Source organism: Modestobacter lapidis (assembly GCF_054780755.1).
Map to the genome: position 1 here is coordinate 49,160 of NZ_BAAGVS010000016.1, position 18,628 is coordinate 67,787.

15 protein-coding genes and 1 riboswitch are annotated in these 18,628 nt (G+C 76.0%); of the genes, 12 read left to right on the top strand and 3 right to left on the bottom strand.

The features are described 5' to 3' along the window. Positions 1-207: 207 nt before the first annotated feature. The 9 genes from ACYVG5_RS15185 to ACYVG5_RS15225 all read left to right on the top strand — a co-directional run bounded on the left by ACYVG5_RS15185 (position 208) and on the right by ACYVG5_RS15225 (position 8,762). Positions 208-855: a DUF4352 domain-containing protein gene (locus ACYVG5_RS15185; protein ID WP_246631121.1), complete on the top strand. Its 648-nt coding sequence runs from the start codon at positions 208-210 to the stop codon at positions 853-855. 243 nt (positions 856-1,098) lie between these two features. After that, on the top strand, positions 1,099-2,190 hold the full coding sequence (locus ACYVG5_RS15190; RefSeq protein ID WP_460683312.1) for a DUF3048 domain-containing protein: 1,092 nt from the start codon (positions 1,099-1,101) through the stop codon (positions 2,188-2,190). 211 nt (positions 2,191-2,401) lie between these two features. Then, positions 2,402-3,118 carry a hypothetical protein gene (locus tag ACYVG5_RS15195; RefSeq protein WP_222050617.1) on the top strand — a complete coding sequence of 239 codons (717 nt, stop codon included), beginning with the start codon at positions 2,402-2,404 and terminating at the stop codon, positions 3,116-3,118. Next, positions 3,115-4,455, top strand: coding sequence for a hypothetical protein (locus ACYVG5_RS15200; protein ID WP_222050618.1), 1,341 nt, complete (start codon positions 3,115-3,117; stop codon positions 4,453-4,455). Before ACYVG5_RS15195 ends, ACYVG5_RS15200 begins: the two co-directional genes overlap by 4 nt. 47 nt (positions 4,456-4,502) lie before the next feature. Then, positions 4,503-5,687, top strand: a complete 1,185-nt coding sequence (locus ACYVG5_RS15205) for an OmpA family protein (RefSeq protein ID WP_460683313.1) — start codon at positions 4,503-4,505, stop codon at positions 5,685-5,687. 24 nt (positions 5,688-5,711) lie between these two features. After that, a complete protein-coding gene (locus ACYVG5_RS15210; protein ID WP_222050620.1) occupies positions 5,712-6,572 on the top strand; it encodes a hypothetical protein in 861 nt (286 codons plus the stop codon). Positions 6,573-6,648: 76 nt separating this feature from the next. Further along, positions 6,649-7,638, top strand: a complete 990-nt coding sequence (locus ACYVG5_RS15215) for a matrixin family metalloprotease (RefSeq protein WP_222050621.1) — start codon at positions 6,649-6,651, stop codon at positions 7,636-7,638. A 141-nt stretch (positions 7,639-7,779) separates the two neighbouring features. Beyond that, the gene (locus ACYVG5_RS15220; protein ID WP_222050622.1) at positions 7,780-8,232 is read left to right on the top strand and encodes a hypothetical protein; all 453 of its coding nucleotides are present in this window, start codon (positions 7,780-7,782) and stop codon (positions 8,230-8,232) included. 23 nt (positions 8,233-8,255) lie between these two features. After that, positions 8,256-8,762 (top strand): NUDIX domain-containing protein, encoded by a 507-nt coding sequence (locus tag ACYVG5_RS15225; protein ID WP_222050623.1) that lies wholly within the window; start codon positions 8,256-8,258, stop codon positions 8,760-8,762. A gap of 4 nt (positions 8,763-8,766) precedes the next feature. Here ACYVG5_RS15225 and ACYVG5_RS15230 read toward each other — a convergent pair whose 3' ends face one another. Next, the gene (locus tag ACYVG5_RS15230; protein ID WP_222050624.1) at positions 8,767-9,297 is read right to left on the bottom strand and encodes a C40 family peptidase; all 531 of its coding nucleotides are present in this window, start codon (positions 9,295-9,297) and stop codon (positions 8,767-8,769) included. 16 nt (positions 9,298-9,313) lie between these two features. Beyond that, a riboswitch (cyclic di-AMP (ydaO/yuaA leader) is annotated at positions 9,314-9,458 on the bottom strand. Between the two features lie 464 nt (positions 9,459-9,922). On the opposite strand from ACYVG5_RS15230, the gene ACYVG5_RS15235 reads away from it, so the two are divergent. Both ACYVG5_RS15235 and ACYVG5_RS15240 read left to right on the top strand, forming a co-directional pair. Next, on the top strand, positions 9,923-10,663 hold the full coding sequence (locus tag ACYVG5_RS15235; protein ID WP_222050626.1) for a DUF222 domain-containing protein: 741 nt from the start codon (positions 9,923-9,925) through the stop codon (positions 10,661-10,663). After that, positions 10,660-11,124, top strand: a complete 465-nt coding sequence (locus ACYVG5_RS15240; protein WP_460683314.1) for an HNH endonuclease signature motif containing protein — start codon at positions 10,660-10,662, stop codon at positions 11,122-11,124. Before ACYVG5_RS15235 ends, ACYVG5_RS15240 begins: the two co-directional genes overlap by 4 nt. 43 nt (positions 11,125-11,167) lie before the next feature. Here the strand turns inward: ACYVG5_RS15240 and ACYVG5_RS15245 are convergent, their stop codons facing one another. Together ACYVG5_RS15245 and ACYVG5_RS15250 are read right to left on the bottom strand one after the other, a co-directional pair. Next, positions 11,168-11,488, bottom strand: a complete 321-nt coding sequence (locus ACYVG5_RS15245; RefSeq protein WP_222050668.1) for a cold-shock protein — start codon at positions 11,486-11,488, stop codon at positions 11,168-11,170. A gap of 35 nt (positions 11,489-11,523) precedes the next feature. Continuing rightward, the gene (locus ACYVG5_RS15250) at positions 11,524-17,115 is read right to left on the bottom strand and encodes an AAA domain-containing protein (RefSeq protein WP_222050667.1); all 5,592 of its coding nucleotides are present in this window, start codon (positions 17,113-17,115) and stop codon (positions 11,524-11,526) included. A gap of 265 nt (positions 17,116-17,380) precedes the next feature. Between ACYVG5_RS15250 and ACYVG5_RS15255 the strand changes: the two genes are divergently transcribed. Further along, complete coding sequence (locus ACYVG5_RS15255) at positions 17,381-18,553, top strand: ScyD/ScyE family protein (protein ID WP_222050666.1); 1,173 nt, start codon at positions 17,381-17,383, stop codon at positions 18,551-18,553. The last annotated feature ends 75 nt before the right edge of the window (positions 18,554-18,628 follow it).

Here is an 18,628-nt window from a genome sequence, read left to right on the forward strand (position 1 = left end):
ATCGAGCGGACCAGGCTGCCGGTTCGCGGGGGCTACCGGGGCCCGCGGGACGTCTGGGGCGGGTGACGCGCGGATCGTCGCAAAGTGCCAGGGACACGCGGTCGCATTGGCAGTCGTGGCCATCAGATGACGTTCGCGTTCCGCATAGTTTCGTTCCCGACAGTTCACTTCAACGGGGAGATCCACACCGTGACGCAAGCCCCTGCAATGCCCCAGCTGCCCGAGCAGCCCCAGGTCGAGACCAAGAAGCCGCTGTACAAGCGCAAGTGGTTCGTGATCCTCGCCGCGATCATCGTGATCGCCATCTTCGCGAACATCGGTGGCGGGGGCGACGACACCACGGCGCCCGCGGCCGCGGATGCCGCCACCGGTGGCCAGCCGGTCGTCGAACAGCCGGTCGTCGAGCAGCCGGTCGCCGAGGAGCCGGTCGCCGAGGAGGTGGAGGCTCCGGCTCCGACCAATCCGGGGATCGGCCAGCCCGCGGCTGACGGCAAGTTCCAGTTCGTCGTTAACGGTGTCGACTGCAGTGCCACGGAGCTGGGCAGCGAGTACTTCAGCACCACGGCTCAGGGCCAGTTCTGCATGGTGGACCTGACGATCACCAACGTCGGGGACAAGCCGCAGAGCTTCTTCGGCGACAACGCCAAGCTCTTCAACGCCCAGGGCCAGGAGTTCTCGGCGGACAGCGAGGCCGCCATCTACCTGGAGGACTCGGCGTCGCTGTACGAGGAGATCAACCCCGGCAACGCGCTGAACAGCAAGGTCGTCTTCGACGTCCCGGCCGGCACGGCGCCGACTTCCATCGAGCTGCACGACTCGATGTTCTCCGGCGGGGTCACCGTCAACCTGCAGTGATCTGAGCTCTGCCTCTGCGGGGCGCATCGCCATCCGGCGGTGCGCCCCGCGGTCGTTTCCACGGTGTCCCCAGTGGCGCCCAAGCCGCCGGCTGGGGCGCCGGGGGACCGGTGGGGCTGCCGGGACAGCCGCCGGGACAGCGGCCGGTGCGGCGCAACGAGTCCGGCCCGGAGCGTGCCTACCGTGACCGGGCAGCCCGCCGTCCGGCGCGGCTGCTTCCCACCCGACGCAGGAGCGTGCCCCGTGGACCACCCCTCCGTCGCCTCGACGTCACCCGGCACCGCCCGCCTGTCCCGCCGCCGCTTCGGCGCGGTGCTCGCGCTCGGCGCCGTCCTCGCCGGCTCGGCCGCCTGCGGCTCGTCGCCGGTGCAGCCGACCGCCGCCAGCGCGCCCACCACGACGACCCCGCCGCCGCCTCCGCCGCCGCCGCCGGTGCTGTGGCCGCTGACCGGGCTGGAGAGCGGCCCCGTCCCGCCCCGGCCGGCCCTCGCGGTGAAGATCGAGAACTCGGTCGACGCCCGGCCGCAGACTGGCCTGAACGCCGCGGACGTGGTCTGGGAGGAGGTCGTCGAGGGCGGCATCACCCGCTACGTCGCGGTCTACCACTCCGCCGTGCCGCCGGAGATCGGCCCGGTCCGCTCGATCCGGCCGATGGATCCGGCGATCGCCGCACCGCTGCGCGGCCTGTTCGCCTTCTCCGGTGGTCAGCGGCCCTACGTCGACGCGGTGGCCGCCGCCGGGCTCCAGGTCATCAGCCACGACGCCGGCGCGGCCGGCTTCCACCGGATCAGCTCCCGGCGGGCGCCGCACAACGTGTACGCCGACCCGGCGGCGCTGTGGGCCCAGGCCGACCCCGGGCACTTCGCCCCGCCCGCTCCGCAGTTCGACTACGCCGAGGCCGGCGCGCAGCCGACCGCGGTCACCGGCGGCGCGCCCGCCGCCGCGGTCCAGCTCATGCTCTCCCGGTCCAGTCGCCCGGTGTGGACGTGGAGCGCGCCGGACGCCCGCTGGGTGCGGGCCGAGGGCGCCACCCCGGCCGTCGAGGCGGACGGCACCCCGCTGCGCGCCGCGAACGTCGTCGTTCTGCGGGTCGACATCGTCAGCACCGCGGCCACGGACCCGGCCGGCAACCCGGTGCCGGAGACGGTCCTGGTCGGCTCGGGCGAGGCGCTCGTCGCGACCGGTGGCAGCACGATCCCGGGCCGGTGGACCAAGCACGCCGTCGGCGAGCGGTTGTTCCTCACCGGCCCGGACGGCAACCCCGTCCGGCTGGCCGCGGGCAACACCTGGGTGGAACTGGTGCCCAACGGGACGGGTGCGGTCGCCGTCGGCTGACCGGCCCGGCGCGGACGACGTCCGCCGTTCGGGTGCCGCCGTCTCACTCTTTCGGCGGGATGTTCACTCACAGTCACCACACGCCCGTTCCTGACTGCTTACATCCGGTTCTCCTGCTGTTGTGACCCGGCGCCGTTCCGCATCGGTTCCCACGCGCAGGAGGGCGACGGAACCTCCGCCGCCCGACGTCCGGAGCGCAGCGGGGGAGCCAGTGACGACCAGGTCTGCACGGGACGGGGTGGGTGCGCGCTACCGCGCGCTGCCCGTCCACTGGCCCACCCGCATCCGGCTGCGCCTGCACGCCCGCGCCGACCGCCGGGCCGGGCTGCCCCTCGGCATGGACGCCGGCACGACACCGGTGCTCCAGGACCTCCTGGCCCGGCACGGCGACGCCTGCGAGCGCGAGCGCACCCGCTACCTCGCCGACGTCGAGCCCCTCACCGTCGAGCTCGGCCGCCTCGAGGCCGAGCTGACCCGGGCGCGGACCACCGTCGCGACGGGCCGGCTCGAGCACGCCCGCACGGCGGTTCCGCCGACCGAGGCGCAGCTGGCCCGCCGCCTCGCCGGCGAGCAGGGCCTCCCCGAGGCCCTGGTCCGGCAGCGGCGGCAGACCGAGCACGACCGCCGGGTGGCCGCCGCCCAGACGGCCGTCGACGAGGCGCAGCAGGCGGTGGACGCTGCCCTCGCCCGCCGCGCCCAGCTCGAGGCGCGCCGCCGGCACCGCGCCGAGATCGCCCGCTCCCGGGTCCTGCGCTACGGCGAATTCATCCGCCGCCAGGCCGCCATCTACCGCCGCGCGCTCGCCCGCCGGCACCCCGATCACGAGGCGCTGGTTCACCAGTGGCGGGACGACCTCTTCCCGCCGCCCGCGTGGGCCGGCACCGACGTCCTCGTCCCGTCCTCCCGAGAAGCCGGAGTCGCCGCGTGAACCGGCAGCCCGAGAAGCCCGCCACCACCCCGCTGCCCGCCGATGCCACCCGGCTCCGCCGGCCCGTGCACCCCGAGCTGCCGCCGCGGCTGTCGGCCGGCGCCGCCCGCGACGCCGTGCACAAGGCCGTCACCGAGCTGCACGCGACCGGCGCGCTCGACGCGGGCAACGCCGACGTCCTCGACGGCTGGCTGGACTCGCTGCGCCCCCAGTGGCACGCGCACGCCGCGATGGCGGCCACCGAGCAGGCCGCGGTGGCGCAGCAGGTGCTCGGCGAGTCGGACGCCGCCGCGGTGGCCGCCCGGGAACGCGCCGAGGCCGCGAAGGCGGAGCTCGGCCACACCGAACGCCTGGTGACGGCGTACGAGCAGGCGCTGCTGCCCGGCGACGGCCCCGACCAGGCCGACCGGCGGAACCGTCGCCCGGACCTGGAGCGACTCGAGGGGCTGACCAGCAGCCGGTGGACCAGCCGGGCACTCCTGCTGCTGCTCCCGGTGGTGGCCGCCGGTGACTTCGTCACCTTCTACATGACCCTGGCCGGGCTGCTCCGTGAGGACGCCGTCCTGACCTGGATCCTGGTCGGCTCGTTCACGTTCGCCTCCGTCGCCGTTCTGCACGCTGCCGGGCACACGGCGAAGAACATCCGCGAGGGCCAGGGCGGCCTCGGCAAGGTCTGGGTCGGGCTGATGGCCCTGGCCTGGGCCGCGCTCGGCGGCATCGCCTTCTACGTGCGCACCCAGTACGTGCCGACGACGGCCGCCGGCGCGGGCGCCGGCTTCGGCGCCGACGCGGCCACCGTGGTGCCCACCGGCCCCGACCCGCTGCTCTCCGCGCTGCTCCTCGGCGGGCTCTACCTCGCCTCCGGCGTCCTGGCGTTCTGGATCGGCTTCTCCGGTCACCGCCCACGGATGACGAGCTACCAGAAGCTGCGCGCCGACCTGGTGCGCCGGCGAACCGCGTCCGCCACGGCGGAGCGGGCGCTGGTGGCGGCCGAGCGGCTGCTGGAGAACGCCCGGGCCGAGCAGGCGCGGGTCGCCCAGCGCACCGCCGACGCGGCGCTCAGCATCGACGCCGAGATCACCGAGCTCAAGGAGCTCGCCCGGATCCACCTGGCCGGGCTGCTCGGCCAGCCGGCCGCCACCAACGCCGTGACCACCGGGCGCGGTCTCGACCCGGCCGCGCCGGCGGCCACCGGGCCGGAGCCCGCGGCGCCGGTGGCTGGCAGCGGATTTCCCGACGTGGCCACGCCCGCCGGTCCCCGGCACGCCGCGGACGGGCTGTGGGGGTCCGTCCCGATCAAGGTCAACGGCCACGCCCGGCCGGCGGCGGCCCGGTGACCCACGTCCGGCACCGCCACCCCCGGCACACCCCCGAAGGGACCCTCGTGCACAGCTCCTCCGTCCTGCGCCGCCTCGCGGCGGGTGCCGGCAGCATCGCCCTCGTCGCGGGCCTGGCCGGCTGTACCCAGCCGGTCGAGGCCGCGGAACCGGCAGGCGCGCTGGCGCTGGTCATCGGCGCCCACGGCAACATGCCGGTACCGACCGCGGACGGCGCGGCCGCCGCCGCCCTCGTGGCGGCGATGGACGCGCAGTCGTACCTGTCCGTGTTCGTCGCCGACGGGGACCCGTTCGAGCTGGACGCGTGGTCGCTTGCGGTCAGCGACGCGAACGACCAGGCGGCCGAGGCGGACCGGGCCGCGCACCGGCAGCGGATCAACGCCGACCTGGCGGGCGCCGCGGCGCAGACGCCGGAGGTCGACCTGCTCGGCGCCATCGACGAGGCGGCGCGTTCGATCACATCGAGGAGCGGGCAGCACACGATCGTCGTCGTCGACTCCGGGCTCTCGACCGTGGCGCCGCTCGACTTCACCCAGCCCGGGATGCTCGACGCCGACCCGGCCGAGATCGCGACCAGCCTGGCCGCGGCGGGCGAGCTGCCGGAGCTGGCCGGTGCCGACGTCGTCCTCCAGGGGCTCGGCGACACCGCCGACCCGCAGCCGGCGATCGGCCGGGCGCAGCAAGCGAACCTCATCGGCATCTGGACGGCGATCGCCGAGGCCGCCGGCGCGCGGGACGTGCAGGTGGAGCAGGCGCCGCTGACCGGATCGGCTGCTCCCGGCCTGCCCGACGTCTCGATCGTCCCGACGGGCAGCAGCGTCCGGTGCTCGGCCGGCACGGTGACCCTCACCGGCGGGGACGTCGCCTTCCGGCCCGACAGCGCCGACTTCGCCGACCCCGACGCCGCGCGGGCGACGCTGGGGCCGATCGCCGAGCAGTTGGTCGACGCGTCGTCGACCGCCACGGTCACCGGCACGACCGCCCGGGTGGGCGACCTCGACGGGCAACGGAGCCTGAGCCGGGAGCGCGCGCAGGCCGTGTCCGGCTTGCTCGCCGACCTCGGGGTGCCGACCGCCTCGATGACCGTCCTCGGGCTCGGCAGCGAGTTCCCGGGCTACGTCGTCGACCACGACGCGGCGGGCAACCTGATCCCGGCTGCGGCCGCCGCCAACCGCACCGTCGTCATCGACCTGGCCGGCGCGCCGGCCGGCGTCACCTGCGCCTCGGCGTGAGGCACGCACGGGCGGGAGGGACCGATGACGACCGGTGACGCGTCGCGGCGGGCGCTGTGGCCCTCGCGGTGCCTCACCGGCGGCCGCCTCGTGATCACCCGCGAGGACGTGCCGAACCGGGTGCTCCGCGAGGACGGCTGGGTGCAGCGCCGCGGGGACGACTGGCGGCGGCTGCCGGGCTGGCAGCAGTGGGCGATCGCTGCGCTGGTCTTCGTGCTGCTGCAGAGCATCGTGTCGCCCTGGGGCGTCGTGGTCCTCCTCGCCCACGTCGTCTTCCTGGCCCTGACCGGCGTGCCGGAGGCGACACCCGGCGCGGTCACCACCCCGCCGGCCGAGGCGCAGCTGGCCGCGCTGAGCACTGTCGAGGCCCGGGTCGCGGGCGCCGCCTGCCGGGCGTGGGCGGAGACGATCGACGAGCCGGCCTGGCAGTCGCCCTACCTGAGGGAGAGCCGGGCCGCGTTCGACATGCGGGCGGAGGTCGACCGGATCGTCGACCTCGCCCTGCGCATCCACGCGACCCGCCGGCAGCTCGGCCCCCGCCCCCAGGGCGCGCTGGCCGACTACTGGGAGCAGCAGTGGGCCGCGCTCGACCGGGCCGGGGTCCAGCTGGGGCACCGGGCGGACGCGCTGATCCGCTACCGGGACCAGGCCGCCGACCTGTCGGTCGAGCTGCGGCACCTGGCCGACCTGGAGCGTCTCGAGCGGAGCGCGGCGGAGATCGACGGCCTCACCGTCGAGACGGCCCGGTCGGGGCCGGTCGGCCTCGGCGGGATGGACGGTGTCGAGGCGCAGCTCATCGGCGTGCGGCAGGCCATGACCGACCTGCTCGACCTGATGACCCGGACCAGGGCGCCGCTGCTGACCCCGCCCGACGCCGGCGGCTGAGATCGCGCGGACGTCACCGGGGACGGGGTGCGCCCGGACGGGTCCACCATCAGCGGAACAGCGGCAAGGAGGCGGAGTGCACGAGCAGGACGGCGCGGGGCCCCGTCTGCCCGCCGGCCTGCCCAGGTCCGCAACCGGACGCGTTCCCCAGTGGGTGATCGACGAGGCCGCCGGACCACCGCCGTCGCCGGTGCCGCCGGAGCCGCCGGTGCCGCCGGTGCCGCCGGAGCCGTGGCGGGCGGGGGCGTCGGCCGCGCAACCACCGCGCCGCCGACGCCTCCGCTCTCGTGGGCCGGCGGCGGTGGTGCTGGTGATCGGGCTCGCCCTCGGCGCCGCGCACCTCGCCGGCCCGGATCCCACGATGCCCGGTTCCGCCACGGTCCAGCAGGCGCTGCCGTACCCGACCCCGGGGATCGGGGCGTCGGCGGAACCGCTGGGTACCCCGCTGCCGGCACCGCCGGCCGGTGGCGTCCACGGGTTCGTCGCCCTGCAGGAGGACGGGGTGACCCCGGTCGGCTACGACCCCTGCCGGCCCGTCCACTACGTCGTCCGGCCGGACAACGCCCCGGTGGGCGGTGAGCAGGTCGTCCGGGACGCGGTCGCGCGGATCTCCGAGGTCACCGGCCTGCAGTTCGTCTACGACGGGCCGACCGACGAGGCGTCGTCCGACGCCCGGGCGCTGTACCAGCCCGACCGGTACGGCGACCGGTGGGCGCCGGTGCTCATCTCGTGGCAGACGGAGGACGAGAACCCGGTGTTCGGCACCGACACCGTCGGCGAGGCGGGCAGCGCCGCGGTGGCCATCACCGGAGAACCGAAGGTGTACGTCACCGGCGTGGTCGACCTGGACGCCGGCGCGTTCGCGGACTTCGTCGCCCGGCCGGGCGGCGTCGCGCTCGCCCGCGCCGTCGTCCTGCACGAGCTGGGCCACCTCGTCGGCCTCGACCACGTGTCGGATCCCAGCCAGCTCATGTACCCGGAGACCCACGACGCCGTCGACTTCGGCGCCGGTGACCTCACCGGGCTGGCCAGGCTGGGCGCAGGGGAGTGCGTGCCCCAGCTGTGAGCGGTCGCCCGGCTGGCGGTCTGCTGTGAACTGCGCCGTCCGGCCCCGCGCCGGGCGTCCGGCGCCGAACGCTGTGGCACTGTCGGAGGTCGGCCGCATCGCGCCGTTCTCCACCCCGGACCAGGACGAGGCACCTTCCAGATGAGCACCGACGGCACCACCCCCACCGGCACCGGCGCGACCGGGTCGACGACGGCGGGATCCCCGGCCCCGACGACGACCGGGCCGGGCACGCCCGACCTGATCGCGTCCCACCCCGGCGATCCGGCCGGCCCCGTGTCCGTCGAGGACGCCGAGCCCGGCTGGATCACCCGGCACACCACGTTGCTCATCACGCTGCTGACCGCCGTCATCGTCGCTGCCGTGGCGGTCACCGGGCTCGTCTACTTCCGCGCGGCGCAGGACGACCGCAACGCCGACACCGAGGCCGCCTTCGCCGAGACGGTCGCCGCGCAGGGAGCCGCCCTGGAGACCGTCGAGTGCGACGGAGACACCTGCGCCGCGATCGTCGGCGGGCAGGCCTACACCGTGCTCGTCCAGGAGGACGAGAACGGCGAGCAGCACTTCGGCGTCAGCGCCTACGTCGGCGACTGATCGCCACCGTCGAAGATGCAGTCGTGCCTGCCAGGACGAGTGCCGGGATCCTGCTCTACCGGCTGAGCCCCGGCTCGGGGTGCGAGGTCCTGCTCGGGCACATGGGTGGGCCGTTCTGGGCCCGCAAGGACGAGGGTTCGTGGTCGATCCCGAAGGGCGAGCACGGCCCGGACGACGAACCCCTCGACGTGGCCCGCCGCGAGTTCGAGGAGGAGCTCGGCTCGCCGGTCCCGGCCACCGACCTGGTGCCCCTCGGCCAGGTGCGCGTGACCAGCGGCAAGCTGCTCACCGTGTGGGCGGCGGCGGGCGACCTCGACGCAGCCGCCTCCCGGAGCAACACGTTCACGATCGAGTGGCCGCCCCGCTCCGGGCGGCTGCAGGAGTTCCCGGAGATCGACCGGTCGGCCTGGTTCCCGGTGGACGAGGCGCGGCGCCGGCTCGTCCGGGGCCAGGTGCCCTTCCTCGACCGGCTGCTCGAGCACCTGCCCGGCTCCGGCGCCCCCGCGGGGACGCCGGAGCCGGGCAGGTGAGGAGTCAGACCAGGCGACGGGCGGTGGTGTAGCCCCACATCGCGTCGACGCTGGTGGTCCGGACGACGTCCCCACTGGTCGGTGCGTGCACCATCAGGCCGTTGCCGATGTACATCCCGACGTGGCCGACCGGGCTGTAGAAGAAGATCAGGTCACCGGGCTGCAGGTCGGCCCGCGCGACCGGGGTCCCCATCGTCGACTGCATCCGGGACGAGTGCGGCAGGTCGATGCCGGCGGCCCGGAAGGCGAACTGGGTCAGGCCCGAGCAGTCGTAGACGTTCGGGCCCGCGCCGGCCCACACGTAGGCCTTGCCCTGCTGGGCGAGCGCGGTGTCGACGGCCACCTGGGCCGCGTGGTTCGGTGCGGCGACCGGCGCCGCCTGGACGGTCGCCGCCGGGGCGGCTGCCGGCGCTCCGGCGGCGGCCTGGGCGGTCAGCGGGGTGAGCACCACCCCGGCACTGGCGAGCAGGGTGATGGCCGCGCGACGGGCGGGACGGGTGGAACGACGAGCAGGGGACGTGCGCATGGTCGTCATGGACGACGGTTTCTCCTTGTTCTCCGCAAACCGCCTACCGAGTTAGCTGACGGGTTCGGGCGGGGAACTCGCCCGGCACGGCGGCACCTGCGTGCCGGTCGCGCTTCACCCCAGTACTGCGGTGGGTCCCCGGTCCGGGGTCAGCTCGGAACTGCTGCTGACGCCCGGTTCGGCGGTGTCCGGCGGGTTGTCGCCACGGACGGCGACGGCTGGGGACCCGACGGACGCGACGACGTTAGGTGACCGGTCGCCCCGGTGAACGGGCACGCAGAGTGACTGATTCGTGGCTTCGAGCGATCTGCTGCCCGGTCCGTTCGACGACTCGCCGGGGCCGACCTCGGGTGATCCCGTGACGCCCGTGACCTGGCAGTCGAAGGTTGCGGAACGGAAGTTGCACGGTGCATCTCGGCGGGTGAGGCGTGCCCAAGCCCGCCGTCACCGGTCGGTCGCAGAACGTGGTCGGTCCGCGATGATCGCTCGTGGCCTGGCGGCGGGGTGGTCGTGGGTGCCTGAGTGATCGGCTGGCGGCTGACAGTAGTACCGTTGTGAGCTGGGCTTTCGTCTTGTGGCGGCACAACCCTCGCGATAGACTTCGAACATCAGTTCGAACGCTGCGGGAGGTGTCATGGGTGAGTTGACCTCGGCCCTGGACGCGCTGGCGGCCGATGATCTGAAGTCGATGTTCGGGCCGCAGCTGCTGGACCGGGCGTCGATGTTGCAGCAGGTGAGGAACCGGATCGATGCCGAGCTGGCGCGCACGGTGCGGGAGTGCGAGCTGACCCAGGCGCCCGAGCACGACGGGCTGAAGACGATGGCGTCCTGGGGGCGAGGTCACCTGCGGCTGTCCTCGCAGGCGGCGTCCCGGCTGGTGCACTCGGGTCGGGTGTTGGAGCAGCTGCCGGCGGTGGCGGCGGCGTTCGCCGCGGGTGAGGTGACCGCCGAGGCGGTGGCGGTGATCGCCCCGGTCGCCACGTGCGAGCGGTTGGCGGAGGCCGCTGATCAGGGTGTGGATGTGGCGGAGGTGGATGCGGCGCTGGCGCTGGCGGCGGCGACCCAGCCCTTCGACACGCTGCGGGGGTGCGTGCAGCGCTACTGCGCCGCCCTCGACCCCGACGGCCCCGAGCCCGACCCCACCGAGGGCCGCCGGCTGGCCATCGCCAAGCACGCCGACGGCAGCATCACCGGCCGGTTCTACCTGGATGCCGTCGGTGGGGAGAAGTCGAAGGACCGCCCCCTCCCCACGCCTCGCAAGCTCGGCGCGGGCCCCTGGGGGTGGCCGTTGCAGTGGCCCGGCGGCAGGGGCCCGGCGCGAGCTTGCGAGCGGTGGGGGGCGGCCGGGTCCTTTCAGCGTTCCTGCGGAGGGTGAAGCCGCACGTGGTCCTCAACCTCGACGTCGATGACTTCGCCGACCCGGCCACCGGTGCCGGCGCTGCGTCCACCGGCTTCGGAGCGTGCATCTCCGCCGAGCGGGCCCGGTGGCTGGCCTGCGACGGCAGCATCTCCCGGATCGTGATGGGTCCCGACGGCGTTCCGCTGGACCTGGGCCGGGACCACCGCGTGGTCACCCCCGCCCTACGGAAGGCCGTCGAGCGGCGCGACAAGGCCTGCGTGTTCGCCGGCTGCAACGCACCGACCTGGTGGTGCGATGTGCACCACCTCATCCACTGGGTCCACGGTGGCGAAACCAACCTGACGAACTCAGCGCTCCTCTGTGAACGCCACCACACCAAGGTCCACCACGGCTTCCGCGTCGAACGACCACCCGACGGCCGATGGCGCACCTACCGCCCCGACAACACCGAGATCATCATCGGACCACGCCGGTAGCTGAGCCGGCGCGCGCCCCGCTACGGATGCGTGGGTAACTCGGTCAGAGCGTGCGATTCTCGTCTTCGATTCCGCGGGTGAGGGTCGGTGTCGAGTGGTAGGCAGGGGATGGTCCCGGCACCTCGTTGTGGCTTCGGACCGGCGTCCGGTCAGCAGGCCACACGTCGACGGCCCGGAACGAGTAGCCGTCCTGCTCGGCGGCCTCGAAGGTGAACTCAACGGGCCCGCCGGCATCGAGAGTCCTGTACCCGGAGACGAGGACGGCCGAGAAGTGGGCCCAGCAGCCGCCCGGAGTGTCCGCGGAGTCGAGAACTCCCCATCCCTTCTCGGCATGCCACACGCGGACCTTCGCCCGTGACGTCATGCGGCCCAGTATCGCGGGCGGCTCGCTCCGAACGGTCAGGCAGCGCTGATCAACCGGCCCGCCGGCTCCCGGGTGACCCGGCTGGCCCGCACGGCGTGCGCCAGCGCCACTTCCAGGTACGGCAGCAGCACCGGGTGGCGCCGTCCGTGGCCGAACACCGCCAGCGTCCGCGCGAACAGCTCGTCGCGGGTCATCCCGTTCCCGCCCCGGCACAGCGCGACCATCGCGTTGCCGATCTCGTCCGGATGCACGTGCTCCAGCGGCCGCTCGGCGCTGGACGACTGGCGGCGGAACCAGGTCCACGTCGCCGGGTCCAGCCCCGTCGGCCAGCGGAACTCCGCCGCCGGGTCCGGCAGCAGCGCCAGGATCGACTCCCGCCGCGCCTCGTTCACCCGGGCCACCCCGAACGCCCCCGCGGTCAGCCGGGCCAGCCGGTCGCGGTGGATCGGGCCCTCCGCCGCGATGCCGGCGGCCAGCACCCGACGAACCTGCCGCGCCACGTCCGGGTCGGTCAGCCGGCGGAACGCCCGCGGCGCCCCGGCCGGCGCCGGTGTCCACGGCACGAACGGACGCTCGCCGGCCAGCATCGCCGGCGGGACCGCCGGCCGGGCGGTCACCCGCACCGGCACCGCCGCCGACGGATCCCCGTCCGAACCGGCCGCGGCGGGGAAGACCCGGGCCGCCGGCGGCTCGACCACCAGGGGAGTGGCGGCCGCCGCCGGCAGCGGCGGCAGCGGCGCCGCCGGCGCCGGGGAGACGGCGCTCTCGACCGCCGCGACCAGCCGGTCGAGCACCGCCTCCCGGTCCGCCAGCCACGACGGCAGCCACACCCGCTCGACCGCCGGCCAGCCCCGCCGCCGCAACGCGTCGACCGGCGTTCCGACGCGGTCGGTCACCGTCGACCGGACGGCCTCCGCCGGGCCGTCGAGCAGCACCGCCAGCACCGGGGCAGCCGGCGCCGCCGGACGGGCCACGGTGAGGTCGAGGCGGAAGTCCGACCGGCCGACGTCGGTGCGCACCACCAGCCCGCGCTCCCGCAGCGCGGCCGCGACGTCGTCCCGGTGGGCGTCGGGCCGACCAGACCGGGGCGCGTCGTCGGCACCCGACGCCGCCAGGTCGAGGTAGGCCCGCAACTGCCGGACGCCGAGCGCCGACGTCTCCTCCGGCCGCAGCTGCTCCGGGTCGAACGACGCGTAGACCACCACCTGCTGCCGCGCCCGGGTAGCGGCGACGTTGAGCCACCGCTCGCCGCCGGCGCGCGCCAGCGGGCCGAGGTCGCCGGGCACGCGGCCGCCCTCGGGTGCCGAGCAGCCCAGCGACAGCAGGACGACGTCCCGCACCAGGCCCGGCGCGCCCTCCACGTGCGCCACGACGAGCGCCGCCGAGTCCAGCGCCTCCGTCAGCCGGTCGTCGCCGGCGTCGCGCAGCAGCCGCTCGATCAGCCCCCGCTGCTGGCGGTGCAGGGTGACGACGCCGATCGAGGGCACCCCGTCGGGCTCGGCGTCGAACCGCCGCCGCACCTCCACGACCACGGCCCGGGCCTCGGCCGGATTGGTGCCGGGCAGCGTTCCGGACCGGTGGAACGTCCCGGGCACCCGCACCAGCGAGACCGCGCGTCCTCCGGCCGGTGACGGGACCGAGGAGATCCGGCCGCCGTAGTGCTGTGCGTCGCTGAACGCGACGAGCGCCTCGTCGGCGCCGCGGTGCTGCCAGGCCAGCTCCAGCACCGGTACCCCGGCGCGCAGGCACGCGTCGAGCAGCGTCTCCGCGGGGTCGGTGGCATCCGGCGGAACCGGTGGAGGCTGCCGGTCGTCCCCGGCCACCACGGCCGTCCTCGCCCGGCCGAGCGCACCGATCGTCTCGGCCACCCGCAGCCGGGACGCCCCGTCGAGCACCACGAGGTCGAACAGCCCGGCGGCCGCCGGAAGACAGCGGGCGACCGACTCGGGGTCGGCCAGCACGCAGGGGAACCCGTCCGGCCCCGGACCGGCCGGGGCGCCGGCAGGATCGGCGGCGCGGGCGGCCAGTGCCGCGACCACGGAGGACCGGGCGGCCGCGGAGGCGGCGGGGAACCGGCGGGCCGCCGCCTCCTGCGCCTCCGCGTCGGCCGCGCCCAGACCGGTCGCTGCCTGCCGTTCGGCGAGCGACGCCCCGGCCAGCCCGCGGTCGAACGCCGCGACCGCGTCGACGGCCGGCACCGTGCCGTGCAGCAGGTCGGTCCGTGCCGCGTCCAGACCGGCCGAGTGCAGCAGCCCCAGCCCGGTCAGCAGCTCCCGCCAGTGCCGCAGGGACGGCAGGCCGTAGGTGTCGATGGCCCGCCCGTCCCGGGTGGCGGCCCACCGCTCGACCAGCCCGTCCTCGCCGGCCCACGCACCCAGCTGTGCGGGGACGGCAGCGCAGGCGGCGGACAGCGCGGCGACCGCGTCCCGGGCGGCGGCGACCGCCGCGGCGGTGGTCACGTCGCACGACGGCGCGGCGGCCAGGAAGCGGCGCAGCGGGCCGGTGAACGGCGCTGCGCTCCCGGCGGCGGCGGCGGCGAGCCGGCGCACCCGGGCCACCTGGCGCTCGGCGAGAAACGGGTCGACGAGCGGGTTCCAGTCCGGCGGGACCTGGAGCCCGGGCAGGCGGGCCGCGCGGGCGGCCAGCGCACGGGCGGCCGTCCGGGCGGCGAGGAGCTGCCCGAGCAGCGCCGGCAGCTCGGCCGGCGCGACGCGCGCGCCGTCGGCCAGCGCCGGAGCCAGCTCGTCGAGCACCGCGGAGAGCCGTCTCGTCCGGCCGAGGAGCCCGGACGCCGCGGCGGCCCGGGCCGCGTCGGCCAGCTCGTCGAGCGGCAGGCCCAGCGCCGCCGGGACGGCGACGTCCAGGCCCGGGTGCCCGGCCGCCACGAAGGCGTTGACCGACCGGAGCAGGGCATCGGCGGGTGCTGCCCACTCGGCCCGGGCGACCTCGTCCAGCACGGCGAGCGGCACCGGCGGGCCGTCCACCAGGTCGGCCAGCACGGCGCCGAGGACGTCCAGCTCGTCCGCCGTCCGGACCGCGGCCAGCACCCCGGCCAGCGGCCCGGACGAGGGCAGCCCGTCCAGCGCCCGGTCCACTGCGACGACCGCCGACTGCACCTCGACCGGATCGACGTCGGGCCGGTCCAGGAAGCCCCACGGATGGGCCGGCCGCGGCCCGGCGGGAGCGGCGAGCCGGGGAAGGGCGGCGAGCACGTCCCGGATCGCCCGGACGGTGCGCACCGATGCGCTCCGGGCGAACGACGTCGGGACGGGCAGCACCGGGGCGTCCGGGTCGGCGGGCAGCATGCCGGTGCGGGCCGCGTACAGCGAGAGGCCCGCGGAGTTGGGCTCGTGCAGCCGCCGGGCGTACCCGGCCAGCCGGTGGCGCAGCTCGCGCAGCTCCCCGGCCGCGTCCGACCGGACGTCCGCGGCGGCCCCGGGCAATGCGGGCAAAGCGGGCAACGGTGCCCGCCCGGGCCGCAGGTCGGCGACCAGCGGTCCCAGCCCGGTCGCTGCCAGCCGCTCGGCGAGCACGTCCAGCTCGGCCCGGGGCGCGACGACGAGCACGCGCCGCCGGTCGGCGACCGACCGGGCGACCAGGTTCGCGAGGGTCTGCGAGGTGCCGGTGCCCGGGGCGCCCGCCAGCACCACGGTGTGCCCCGCGGTGGCCGCGGCGATCGCGCGCAGCTGGGTGGCGTCGGCGGGTAGCGGAAGGGTGGCGGCCAGCTCGTCCAGCTCGTCGTCGGCGGGCACGGTGGGCGCGGGCCCGGGGACCGGTCCGGGCCGGTCGTGCATCAGGTGGGCCACCAGCGGCACAGCGGTGAACTCCGCCCAGTGGGCGTCGAGGTCCGCCCACAGCGGCGTCGGCGCCGAGGGCAGCACCGCCAGCTCGGCGGTGGGCTCGACCCGCAGCGGGAGGTCCGCGGCGGCCAGCGCGTCACGCACGGCGGACAGGACGGCGCCGGCCGGCGCCCCCTCGTCGCTCAGTGCCGCCGGCCACGGCGGGCGCCCTCCCGAGCGCCGGCGCAGCGCGGCGAGCAGGCGCGGATCGAGCCGGCTCCGGTCGGTCGGGTCCAGCGTCAGCGCGTAGGCGCCGGTCGAGGGGATCGCGGTGAGGGCGGCGGGCAGCAGCAGCAGCGGCGCGCGCCGCGGGCGACCGTCGACGTCGGCGACCACGCTGCCCAGCACCAGGAACAGCCGGTCGCCGCCGGGCCCGGCCGGCGCGGCGGCGGCCAGGGACCTCAGCAGCTCCGGGTACGCGGCGCCCGCGACGTCGACGTGCACGCCGGCGTGGCCGGCCAGCAGCTCGGCCAGCTCCCCGGGCGGCAGCTCGGCGGCGTCGGCGTGGCCGCGCTCCCGCTGCAGCGCGCCCAGCTGGTCGGCGGGCAGCAGGGTGACCGCCGTGCCCCCGGAGATCCGGTCGCCCAGGGCCGCGAGCACGCCGCCGGGCACGGTGAGGGCCAGCCGCAGGACGGGCGCGGGGGCGGTGCGGGGATCGGCGTCGACCAGGTCGGCCTTCCACCGTTCCACCCGGGCGGGCGCCGCGGTGCGGCCGTCACGGTCCGCCTCGCGCCCGGGCCGCTGCTGGTCGGCCGGCCTGGCCGCTGCGTCGTCCCCGGGCCCACGGCCGGGCAGCGGCCGGACGCCGTCCAGCCGGGCTCGGTGCACGTCGACGACGCCGACGACCCGCGCCGCGTGCCCGGTCAACCAGGCGGCCTGCGGCGTCCGGTGCAGGTCGCCGAAGGTGGCCGGCTCGGCGTCCGCGGTGAGCATCGTGGGATCGACCAGCTGGACCGCCCCGGACTCGACCAGCTCCACCAGCCCGTCGACAGCGGTGATCGCCGTCGCCTCCGCGCACGTCGGCGTCCGCCAGTAACCGAGGAACGCGTGGTTCTCGGCCACCCACAGCAGGGGGCGGATACCGGCCTGCTCGAAGGCGGCCGCGACGACGACCGCGGTGTCCAGGCAGCTCCCCACCCGGTCGTCGAGCACCTCGGTGGGCGTGCGCACCCGCTGCGGGGTACCGGCCCAGTCGGCCGGACCGGGAGTGAGCCGGACGGCGCGCCGGCGCACCGCCTCCACGATCGCCGCGGCCCGCTCGTCGACCCGGTCCGGGCCGGACGGGGCGGCCGGCACCGCATGGTCGCCGGTGCGCCCCTCGAGCAGGTCGCTGGCCGCCCCGACGAGGGTGGCCAGGGCGGGGTCGGCCGGCCGGACGTATGCGGCGAGGATCTCCAGGGACAGCGGGGCCGGCGCCGCCAGCCAGTCGGTGGGGGCGAGCACCCGCACGCCCGCGATCCCGCGGCCGACCTCCCGGCCGTCGACGACGACGCGGGCCTCGATGGTCCCGGAGGAGGTCGGCACGGCGCCGGCCAGCACGTCGGGGTCCAGCCGCAGGGGCACGTCGGTCAGCACGGTGCGGCCCGGGCCGAGGTCGACGACCAGGTCGACCGGCTCGGCCAGCCGGGCTCCGGCGGTCTGCACCTCCACGTGAACGGCGGCGCCCTGCACGGGCGCGGCACCGGCCGGTCGGGTCAGCACGAGGCGCGAGACCGGCGGCACCCCGGCACGCGCCAGCGCCCAGCTGAGCACCGGGAGCGCCTCGACCTCGATCGGGAGCTCGCCCATGGTTCCTGTCTACCCCCGCCGGCGGGCCGGACCCGGGAGATCGGGGCCGGGCACGTGACACGTGGGGAGGGAGGTGCGGACCAGCCCGCCGGGGCGCTGCCGGGGCTGCCCGGACACACCCGGGGTGACTCTCGTCACACCGCACTCACAGCCGGCCACGCCGCGCGCCACCCCGCCAGGGAGTTCCTTGAAACCGTCGATAACGGGCCGTGACCTTCGCTAGCTTCGCCGCGTTCACGGGGGACCTCGACAGCAGGAGAGCGACATGCGACAGAGCAGGAAGGCGGCCATCGTGGCCGCAGCGGCGGCGCTGGTCGTGGCCTCACCCACGGCCGCACTCGCGGGCGGGGGCGGCGGTCACGGCGGTCACGGCGGTCACGGCGGTCACGGGGGCCATGGCGGCCATGGCGACCACGGCGACGGCCCGCCCGTCCGCACGGTGGCCGGCGGTCTGGACGGCCCGCGCCAGCTGAGCGACTACGAGGACGGGAACCTCGTCGTCGCCGAGTCCGACAGCGGCGAGGTCTCCTCGATCGACGTGCACAGCGGCGAGGTGACGACGCTGCTCAGCGGCCTCCCGCTCGCCCAGGGCGTCGACTACCGGCGGGGGCTGCTGTACGTCGCAGTCGGCGAGGCGCCCCCGCCCGAGCCCGGGGCGCCGGCCGCGCCGCCGCCGGCGGGCCCCGCGTCGGTGGTCATCGTGGCCGAGCCCGACGGTGACGTCCGGGCGACCTACGACCTGCTGCAGTACGAGCTGGACAACAACCCCGACGGTCAGACGCAGTTCGTCGACGGCGTGCCCGTCGACGCGCTGTCCAACCCGTTCTCGGTCCTCGCCCAGCGCAAGCGGATCCTGGTCGCCGATGCCGGGGCCAACGCCGTCCTGTCCATCGACCGGTGGAGCGGTGAGATCAGCACCTTCTTCGTGCCCCCCGTCGTCGACGACGTCGAAGGCTGCGCGGGCGCGGAGAACAACCCCGGCACCACCGGCTGCGACCCGGTGCCCACCGAGATCGCGGAGGGGCCGGACGGGCTCGTCTACGTCGGCACGCTCGGCGCCGAGGTGCCCGGTGCCGGCAAGGTCTACGTCCTCGACCACCACGGCGACGTGGTGCGCGTGATCGAGGGCCTCACCTCCGTCACCGGGGTCGCCGTCGACCGCAAGGGCACGGTGTACGTCTCCGACCTGCTCGAGGGAGCCCCGCCGATGGACGGGCCGCCGCCGGCGGACTTCGACCCGGCGACGGTGGGCGAGCTGACCCGGATCACCCGGCACGGCGAGATGTCCCACGCCCAGGTGACGATGCCGACCGGGCTGGAGATCCAGCACGGTGAGCTGTACGCGTCGGCGTGGAGCGTGGCCGCCTTCGTCGGCCTGCCCGCGGGCAGCGGTGAGGTGGTCGTGGTCGACGACGACGCCTGGGAGGCGCACCGCTGACCGGCCGGTGAGGGCCGCTGCGGCGACCGGCGGACCTCCGTCGGTCGCCGCAGTCGGGTCAGCCTCCGGTCACGC

Coding starts and splice junctions, on each gene's coding strand:
- ACYVG5_RS15255 (WP_222050666.1), top strand. CDS start 17,381: ATGCGACAGAGCAGGAAGGCGGCCATCGTGGCCGCAGCGGCGGCGCTG.
- ACYVG5_RS15230 (WP_222050624.1), bottom strand. CDS start 9,297: ATGACGACCATGCGCACGTCCCCTGCTCGTCGTTCCACCCGTCCCGCC.
- ACYVG5_RS15250 (WP_222050667.1), bottom strand. CDS start 17,115: ATGGGCGAGCTCCCGATCGAGGTCGAGGCGCTCCCGGTGCTCAGCTGG.
- ACYVG5_RS15185 (WP_246631121.1), top strand. CDS start 208: ATGCCCCAGCTGCCCGAGCAGCCCCAGGTCGAGACCAAGAAGCCGCTG.
- ACYVG5_RS15220 (WP_222050622.1), top strand. CDS start 7,780: ATGAGCACCGACGGCACCACCCCCACCGGCACCGGCGCGACCGGGTCG.
- ACYVG5_RS15235 (WP_222050626.1), top strand. CDS start 9,923: ATGGGTGAGTTGACCTCGGCCCTGGACGCGCTGGCGGCCGATGATCTG.
- ACYVG5_RS15210 (WP_222050620.1), top strand. CDS start 5,712: ATGACGACCGGTGACGCGTCGCGGCGGGCGCTGTGGCCCTCGCGGTGC.
- ACYVG5_RS15245 (WP_222050668.1), bottom strand. CDS start 11,488: ATGACGTCACGGGCGAAGGTCCGCGTGTGGCATGCCGAGAAGGGATGG.